This window comes from Deltaproteobacteria bacterium (assembly GCA_020845775.1).
Taxonomy (GTDB): domain Bacteria; phylum Bdellovibrionota_C; class UBA2361; order SZUA-149; family JADLFC01; genus JADLFC01.
In genome coordinates, this window is record JADLFC010000146.1 from 1 (window position 1) to 9,727 (window position 9,727).

Annotated in this window: 6 protein-coding genes; all 6 read left to right on the forward strand. The window is 43.0% G+C overall.

Annotation, left to right across the window (positions count from 1 at the left end):
- Positions 1-260: 260 nt before the first annotated feature.
- Positions 261-2,561, forward strand: a complete 2,301-nt coding sequence (locus IT291_09735) for a phospholipid carrier-dependent glycosyltransferase (GenBank protein ID MCC6221506.1) — start codon at positions 261-263, stop codon at positions 2,559-2,561.
- Between the two features lie 88 nt (positions 2,562-2,649).
- Entirely contained in the window at positions 2,650-3,846 is a 1,197-nt protein-coding gene (locus tag IT291_09740) for an ATP-binding protein (protein MCC6221507.1), read from the forward strand.
- Between the two features lie 13 nt (positions 3,847-3,859).
- Complete coding sequence (locus IT291_09745) at positions 3,860-5,110, forward strand: DUF2029 domain-containing protein (GenBank protein ID MCC6221508.1); 1,251 nt, start codon at positions 3,860-3,862, stop codon at positions 5,108-5,110.
- 9 nt (positions 5,111-5,119) lie between these two features.
- A complete protein-coding gene (locus IT291_09750) occupies positions 5,120-7,474 on the forward strand; it encodes a sulfatase-like hydrolase/transferase (GenBank protein MCC6221509.1) in 2,355 nt (784 codons plus the stop codon).
- Between the two features lie 254 nt (positions 7,475-7,728).
- Positions 7,729-8,250: a hypothetical protein gene (locus tag IT291_09755; GenBank protein ID MCC6221510.1), complete on the forward strand. Its 522-nt coding sequence runs from the start codon at positions 7,729-7,731 to the stop codon at positions 8,248-8,250.
- A gap of 13 nt (positions 8,251-8,263) precedes the next feature.
- Positions 8,264-9,727: hypothetical protein (locus tag IT291_09760; protein MCC6221511.1), on the forward strand; the 1,464-nt coding region annotated here is incomplete at its 3' end.

Here is a 9,727-nt window from a genome sequence, read left to right on the forward strand (position 1 = left end):
TATACCATTTACAAAAAGGATTTTTGTAAATGGTATAAACAGCAAGTGCGTAAGCACTTGCCAATAAACAACAAATACCGTTTCCAAAAAGTAAAATATTTAACTTACTTTTTGGAAACGGTATAGTGGCTTCTAGCTTGCAGTTTTCACCTTGTCGCTAAGCATCTATGTAGTTAAATCAAATAGTTAGTAAAATCCATGAAATTTCTGTAGCGAATAGAGAATTTTCATGGCAATAAAATTCCAAACTGTTCTGTGAAATGACTCAATATTCTTCTAAACGCGTCTTATTGCTATCTGTTTGCTGCTTTTTTTTAGCGCTCGCATTTCGTCTAAGCGATATAGAGTCCGCCACTATTCAGCCCGACGAGCTTCACTGGGAATTAAGGAGCAAAGAATTCGTTACTAGACTAAAGTCTCGTAACTTTACTGACCTCACGACCCATCTAACGCATCCAGGAGTACTTCCTGCTGTCGCCATGGGTTCTGCTCAAATGCTAGCCTCTCGTTTTAACGAAACTTTCAACCTAAAACCTTTCGATCCCTATTATATAGATAGTCTAATGGCTTCTCGCCTCAGCAATGCAATTATTTCGTCCCTAATTGGCCCACTTATCTTGCTTGGAAGTTACCGATTTATAGGTCTAGCTCCAGCCGCCTTGGCATCTTTTCTTATGAGCCTTGACCCACATCACATTGGCCTCTCTCGCATGGCGCATTTGGACTCCATGTTAACCATATTCGTCATGGCTACGATTTTTTTGTTTATCGCGGCTGTTATAGAAAAGAGCACGGCAAAAAAAATTGCCGCAGGCTTCTTTTGGGGATTATCTATTCTTACTAAGCCAACCGCTGTAACATTGCTAATAGGACTGGCATTCTACAAGCCCCTGAGAAATTACCTTTTGCGCCATAAAAAGCGCTACGGCGAAGTTTCCCTTTTTAGTTTTTCAGATCTAGCCTTTATTGCTATTGGACATTTGGTTCTAGCTCTAGGCTACACCAGGCTTTGGCATCACAATAGCGACTATCGCCTGCGCCTACACATTCGTAGCAGCCTAGCAGATTTTCTGTACTCTCTAGGAATCGCTCTTCAGCATAACTTTGCCGCGATATTTGCCATTGCGGTTATAATCCTCCTTAGCGCAATTGTTAGCTGGCAGAAACGAGACATCAGCTCATCGTTATGTCGAGCAAGTGCACCGCTCATTTTTCTCATCTCTATATTTTTATTGCTACTCTCATTAGTGCCACAAGTATTTGAAAATTTAGCTCGCTTTTGGACGTGGGTGTTTGGCCTTTCCGGTGAAAAACATAGCGCTTATGGGGAGGTCTGGGAGCCGCCAACGCACGGCTACTTCTCGCTTTTACTTAGCGAAATCCCATCCCTCACGGTAATTGGATTTTTTTTGGGGCTAGGCTTTCTAATAGGCTTATGCAGGAGTTTTTGCAGCAGGAGAAAGCGCGAGCGCTTAGCGTTTTATATTTTTCAATTGCTACTAACTCTAAGCTGGACATCAGTATTAGCTATATCGCAAAAGCAAGCGTTTAGGTACATAATGCCCGTAATCCCATGCGTTTACTTAATTTCTGCTTATGGCTTATGCAGTTTATTTGCCGCGTCGCTACTAAAGCTAGATAGACTTCACAAATTTTTGTTCCACCGAATTCACTTCAAATTACTGCCAATGTATTGTGTGCTTCTAGTATCCTTTCAAGGCATTAGAGATTTAAAATGGTCGCCCGATTATTTCCTCTACTTTAATGCCATCAGCGGTGGCTTGCCGGCCGCGCTTAAACGCTTACACAGTTTTCCTGCATCCGGAGTAAGTCAAGCCTTGAGATTTCTAGAACAAAATGCCAAAGCCTGGAATGGCGATAAAGTTGCCGTCACTGCTGGAGGCGACCTTCAAATAACAAAATATGCGTACAGCAGACTACAATCTGCGGACAAACAGCGCTTATCTATTGAGCCACCAGACGATAGCCTTAGTGCTGATTATCTAATCCTGTTTCGAGAGTTTAGGCATTTATATAAAAACGCAACCTGGCAACAAGTAATAACTACCGTACCCATATTCTCGCACAAAGTTCACGGGGTCTCCTTACTTGACGTCTACGAAATCCCTCCTTTTGATTTTAGCAAGCCATTCTCTTTTAATCTTACGAAGGCCGGACATCTAACTGGGGGTCGTTCATCCATAAGAAAGCGGGATGATGCCCTATACGCTACACCTCAAAAACACATGCGCGGCTTCCTCATGTATGGTCTTCGCCCTAAACTGCTCCCAGGATACTACGAGGCAAACTTTTCAATCATGCTTCCCCCTGAAGCAGAGATATCAAGCACTTTAACCCCTGAGCGCTACGCCGTTCGCCTAGAATTCGGACACTGCCAAAGAATCGTTACACTAGGGGAACTAAGCAAAACCACACCCAAAGATTTCTTTCTCGGCTGCGAAGTTGAAAAACCTGCCCGAGCACAACTTCGCGTCTATTGGTTCGGAAACATTCCCCTTACCATTACCCATGTATCGGTAAAAAAGGTGTTTGTTTCTTGAGTTTTTCGGCACATACTCCTTAGTGTCCCAAAACTTTCTACGTTTTCTTGCTTTACTATACTTAAAATTTATAATATAAATTTGCACTATGGTAAAGCGAGTCGTAAACCTAGAAAAACTTTTGGGCGAGCATCAATCGGCTTTTCTCTTGGGTCCACGAGGGACGGGGAAATCAGTTCTTTCCACGCAGTACCTAAGCACGAGAAAACACTCGTATAACATTAACCTTTTACACTTAGACATCTATCGCCGCTACCTCACCGATCCAAGTCTCTTTCGCCGCGAGATTGAAAGCAAAATCCCCACGAAAGGAGTTCTCACTGTCTTAATCGATGAGGTGCAAAAACTTCCCGCTCTCCTCGATGAAGTGCATAACCTTATCGAATCGCATAAGCGTCGAGTGCAATTTTTGCTAACCGGTTCGAGCGCGAGAAAACTAAAACGCGGGAGAGCCAATTTGCTAGCAGGGCGTGCCTGGAAGCTAAGTCTTCATCCGCTTTGTAGTTTAGAAATTGATATTGAACTAGAAAAAGCCCTGCGCTACGGAACTCTTCCTGCTATCTATTTGGAAGACACTGCACCCGAAAGGACATTACAGGCATATGTCGATGTTTACTTGCGCGAAGAAATCATGCAGGAGTCTTTGGTCCGCAAGGTAGATAACTTTGTTCGTTTTTTAGACGTAGCGGCGCAAATGAACGCTGAGCCAATCAATTTTTCCAACCTCGCCAAAGAGGCCGGGGTAGCGGTAAAAACTACACAAGAATACTTCTCAATTTTGGAGGACACTCTCATTGCCTTCAGATTAAATGGCTGGTCGCATTCTTTGCGCAAACAGCTATTACAGGCACCTAAATTTTATTTCTTCGATTGCGGCGTCATAAACGCCTTTCAGGGCGAGCTAAAGTCACCTTTAAAGCAAAGTAGCTTTCGCTATGGAAAACTTTTTGAGTCCCTTGTCATTCAAGAAGCCTTTCGCCTTAACGACTACTTTGAGGCAAACTTTTCGCTCCAATATTGGCGCACCAATACAAATCAGGAGGTCGATTTAATACTAAACCGCGGTGCAAGGAAAAAGCCCTTTGCCATCGAAATAAAATCCAAGCCAAATGTTTCTGCCAAGAACCTAAGTGGACTTTTTGCCTTTGCCTCCGACAATAAAGGCGCTAATCTTTTTTGCCTCTGCCAGACCCCGGAGAAATATGTAATTGAAGACATTCCGATTCTCCCCTGGCAGAGTGGGTTACGAGAAATATTTAAGAAAGCACTATCGCAAGACAGTTAGGAAAAATAGATTCATGCGCGATGTGAAAATCAGTTTAGATCACCAATTTCTAACTTTTACCGTTAAGACTGTCCTGCTACTTACCATAGTTACTGCGCTAAACCTTGCTGCAATCGGGGGAGCTAACGATAGATCCTTTGGCGCAAACGATTTTTCGGAATACTGGTCAGCCTACCAACTCTACTCTCACAACCAAGACCCCTACGATAAAGAAGCCATGCTTGAAATCCAACGCGATTTGGGCTTTTCGCGCGATAGCGCCCTAATGATGTACAATCCCCCATGGCTCTTAACTTTAATGTCGCCCCTACTAAACCTCGACTTTCCCCTAGCGACAAAGGTATGGCTCCTCACCAACATTGTCCTCACAGCTCTTTCCATACTCCTAATTTGGCACGCCGTTTCCGGAAAAAAGGAAAGTCTTTTTTCGGCCTTTCTCGGTGGACTAACCTTCTATCCTCTTTTCAACACCGCCCAAATTGGCCAATCAAGCATTCTAATAACCTTTGGTCTAGCCCTCATTTTATGGGGACTAGAAAAGAAAAAAAACACCCTAGTAGGCCTCTCTTTAATCCTACTCACCATAAAACCCCACCTCCCCTACCTTTTCCTTCTTGCTCTAGGCTGGTGGATAATAGTTCACAAGAAATTTAGCATCGTAGCATCGTTTCTAATCGGCTTTGCAGCCTTACTTGCGTTAACATTCCTACAATCAAACGCTGCCCTAGGATTCTGGGTGGAAAGCTTGAAAACACCTCCGGTCCACTTTAAAAGCTCCACATTATCAGGCATTCTAATAGCCATGTTGCCAAACTATATAGATAGCTTCCGCGATGCCGTATTTGTAACATCCGTTATCCCTTGCACTTCTCTGCTAGCTCTCTATGTCTATCTACTGCGAGAGCGCCCCAAAATCCAATGGGCATCCTTCATGCCCCCACTCCTAAGCCTGTCGCTATTTACCTCACCCTATGGCTGGCTCTTCGATCAATCCTGCTTGGTAATGATTCCAATATCAACACTTTGCGCCACCTATAAGAGCAAACTGAGAAATCGATATTTTATCACAGTAGTCCTATGCATTACCTCTTTCCTCCTACTCCCCAATACTATCCTTCTGTTCTGCGCGGAGGCTTATTACCACTACTTCTTCTGGCTCCCCTTAGCTTGCCTATTAGCGTGGAAGGTAGCGGGAGCAACTAGCCCTATCTCGAAAAATGGCCTTACCCCATTTCAAACTTTGTCTCTGCGCGCACTAAAGTAGGTAACATCAATGTCTAATCAAATACATCGCGGATTAGCATCTCTTGCTCTAATAAGTATCGCCGCAAAAGTTGCATTTTTGATTCAGTTTGCCTCTTACGGATCTGAGATTCTCTCAAATATGAAAGTTGGCGACTTTATTTGGATTTTCTTAGTGGATCTGCAGTTATACTTCGGGGCGCGCATTCTAGTTGATTTAATCGGATTGAGTCCAGTCACTTTACCACATAAACTACGGGCGACTGTTTTGTACATAGCCAGGATACTAATATGTCTTGCTTGTTGGTACGTAGTTGCGAGTGCACACTATTTCCTGCGTATGGGGGACCACTTAACACTGGAAGTATTTATAGCTGCAGATGTTACGCGGATGGATTACCTAACTATACAGGATCAACTCGTGCTCCTTGCTGAGTTTATAGCAAGCTTTATTTTTTTCTTCTATCTAGAGGCACGTTTGCCCGAGGTAAGTGGATTTGTTTCCTGGTTTCTTTACTCTAAGAGAGCGGCATTATGGATTATGTGTATCTTGCTGCTAGTCACAGCCTCCTTATTGCCAGGCCATGTCAGAAGCTGGACATTCAACCTGGATAAACACGCTCTTGTTGCTGCAATTAATTCGGTCTTTCATTTTAACCGGGAAAGATTTTCTCAGGATTACGATTTCTCAGTTGTACCTAAGTTAGCCGTCGATACCAGCGACTCTAGAACTAATATGCACGAACCTGTCGAGATTCCTACCTTCTCGGGAGAGACAAGGCCCAATGTTGTTTTATTTGTTATGGAGACAGCTGGGGCACGACATCTTTCGGCATATGGAGGAACGTATCCTTCCACACCTAATTTTGAGACACTTAGGCAAAAGGCCTTATTCTTCGAGCGTGCTTATGCTCATACGAGCAATAGTGCTAATGCGGCTCTCAGCTTGTTTTGCTCATATTATCCACATCCGAGTTCATGGTTTGCTGCTTCAAAGGTTTCAGGGCTTAAGTGTGACTCACTGCAGCGCATATTAAAAGGACGGGGATATACTACCGCTCTAGTTTCAAGATGGAATTTTGATTTTATGGGATTATCCCCCTTATTTTTGGCCAATGATGTAGATGAATTGCACTACTCGGCGTTAGATCATCCAGCTGCTCAAAAGCGGTTATTGAAAAGTGAGGATGAGATGATTCAGTATTCAATTGACTGGGCGGCTAATCAATCGCGACCGTTTTTTCTTACGGTATGGCCTGTTCCAGCTCACATTCCCGGAGTGGAGCTAGAGGAGCAGTTTCAAAAATTCGGTGGACAGGTTAAGTCGTATGAAGACTCCTTTCAGAATCAACTCTATTATCAGGATTACTTATTAGGAAAGCTTGTTCAGGGATTGCGCAGTAAAGGGTTATGGGAAAACACAGTGCTTATAGCGATGGGCGATCATGGAGAGGGAGTCGGAAAAGTTGGAAATGATTTTGCCCATTCCAACTCCTTATACGAAGATGTCGCTCGAATTCCAATGATGGTAGTAGCTCCGAGATTATTTAAAAAGGAGATTAGAGTACCTACGATTTTTCAGCAAGTAGATTTGATTCCAACAACGCTTGGTTTACTCGGGGTTAATGAGAAATTTCGCCATCAAGGACGAGATTTAACCAAGCCAATCAATCAATACGACAGAATAGTTTATTTATCCTGGCCACCAGGTAAAATGCTTGCTCTTGTAGAGGGCCAATGGAAGTACATTTACCATGCGGAATCCGGTTTTGAGCAGTTATTCGATCTGTCTAGCGACCCACTTGAACATAGAAATATGGCCGGGAACTTCCTCACCCGTACAAACAACTACAATCTGTTGGTTAAACAGTGGGCTATGTTTCAGCAACAGTACTATAGCAGTTCAGGTGGCGATAAGGATAAGGCCCAAAGAGAAATATCACTTCAGGATGTGCCAAGATCTGCTAAAACAGGAACCGGTGTTCGGGTAGTCCTACCCGGGCATAGCGGCAAGCTTTTGGGAACAACGAAGGTATTTGCAGATGGTTTTTCTATAGAAGCATTTAATTCAGTTGAGTTTGACTTGTCGGAGACCCGAGTAAGGCTATTAAGGATGTCCGTCGGGGCGGAATTTGGCCATTGTCCCGAAGACACACTTGAATGGACGGTGTCGTTTGAGAAGGACAATGAGCCATTTTTCTCTGTGGTACTATCGCGATGCGAACAAATAGAAAATATAGAGTTGTCTCTTGACGGTGTAAAAAAATTGAAAGTGTCTTTTTATTATTATACCGGAGAAGATAATAATAATTCAGATCGGCAAACAGAAAATAATAGGGCTCAGGTGTTGCTCGGCGAGCCAAAGCTTCAGATTGACCTTGGGTAGTATTCGCTAATGTGAAGATTCAACCCCGATATACAGTCCAAGCTTCACCTCGCCAATATACTTTCGCCATTGTGCCACTATTCCTGCGTGGTGTATAGAAAGACTGTTCGCTACCTGGCCATTTCGAGTTTCGTTAGCGTATTTCCATGAAAACGTTTAGACAAATGAAAGAGTTCAAACACCAGATAACCATCCTTTTTTTTCTGAGCGGATTTTCGGCCCTTATCTATCAAGTATCATGGCAGAGAGCCTTGATGAGAATATATGGGGTTAATATAGAATCAGTAACAGTTATCGTAAGTGTTTTCATATTCGGACTTGGCATCGGCTCCATAGCTGGAGGAATTGCCAGTAAAAGATTTGTTAAGTCGTTGGCGCTAGTGTTTGCATTATGCGAAGCGGGAATTGGAACTTTTGGCTTTTTTAGCTTGAATATATTTCAGTGGTTTGCAGAGGAAACCATTTTTTGCTCTTTCCCTTTGCTAATCTTGTACAGTTTTTCTTTGCTCGTATTACCGACCGCCCTAATGGGAGCAACTTTGCCCGTGCTGGTTGAACTGCTTCAGCAATTTGATCGGCGAACTGGGGAGAATGTTTCAAATTTGTACTACTGCAACACGTTGGGCTCCGGAATTGCTAGCATACTTGTTGTAATTCTTTTTTATCAACTGTTTGCTCTACAAGGCACCATATATTTAGCCGTCGCGTTCAACTATATTATTGCGCTTTCTGTAATGCTCATTGCGCACAACGCTAAGACTGTTAGAAACACGTAATAGGTTATTGACTATGCCATTTGGAACGGCAGTTCTATTTTCGGGAATCGGGGGATTTATAGCCCTTTCTTATGAGATCCTCTGGATGCGTTTCTTTTCGTTTGCGACGGGCTCCGCACCAGCAATATTTGGGCTGCTTCTGGGAATGTACCTAGTAGGTATCGCTCTGGGAGCCAGACGAGTAAAGAATCTCTTTCAGAGATCACGTACCGAAAATATTGCTGCGCTTGGCGATCTGATAGTTCTCGTGAATATCTCTGCTTATATTTGCTTACCGATAATTGCCCATCTTACCACCTTGACAAGACTATTTAGTTATCTTGGTTTGATTCTAATAATTCCGTTAGCGGGATTCTTGGGAGCCATTTTCCCTATACTCTCACATGTGAGTATTGAATCCACGCCAGGGGTCGGACTACGCGTATCTTATCTATACGTAAGCAATATTTTGGGCTCAACGATAGGAACTATTCTAACCGGGTTCTTTTTGCTAGACACTTTCTCGTTTTCCGCAGTTTCCGCAATTATATCAATCACTGGTATTATTCTAGGTCTCTGCTGCTATTACGCAGTTCATTTTAGAGAGGTTCGCAAATCATTGCTATGCATAGGTCTCTCGAGTTGCATAGCGGTACCGATGAGCATTACCCCACTCTATTCAAATCTATTTACTAAATTGCTGTATAAGGAATCTTTTGGCAACAGCCCACAAATAGTACAACATGTAGAGAATCGCCATGGAATCATTTCCATCAACTCAAATGGGGTAGTTTATGGGTCAGGTATATTCGATGGCACTACCAACACTTCCCTCCGAGATGATCGAAATGTTAACGGCATAGAGCGGGCTTACCTAATATCAATGATACACCCATCTCCAAAAAGAGTACTGGAAATAGGCCTATCTATCGGCTCCTGGGCACAAGTCTTTGTAGAAGATCCCAGAGTTGAAAAGTTGACTTCAATAGAGATCAATCCTGGATACCTAGAACTGATAGAGCAACAACCAGTTCTCAAAGGTCTGCTAAAGAACAGAAAAATTACAATTAACATAGACGATGGCCGGCGCTGGCTGATGCGCCATCCAAATGAACAGTTTGATTTAATCTCTATGAATACCGCAATTCACTGGAGAAACAATGCAACCAATGTTTTGTCTCGTGATTTTTTCCTATTACTCAAAAATCACCTGCTTCCCAATGGGATTATATTTGTTAATTCGACGGGGTGCCGAGATGTTGCAACTACAGTAGCTGACGTTTACCCTTATGTCTACCTGTATGGTGGCATGGTTATGGGCAGCAATGACGAAATCAAAGATCGCAGAAAAGATTTTGCTAAATATCTTGGCGAAAGAGTAATAGACAGTGAATATACGCTTGAAGAGAACCCACTGCTTTTTAAAGGTACATATAGCCATTTGATGAGTTTCGAACCAGTAAATCAAAAACAATATATTCTCTCTCACTTCAATCAA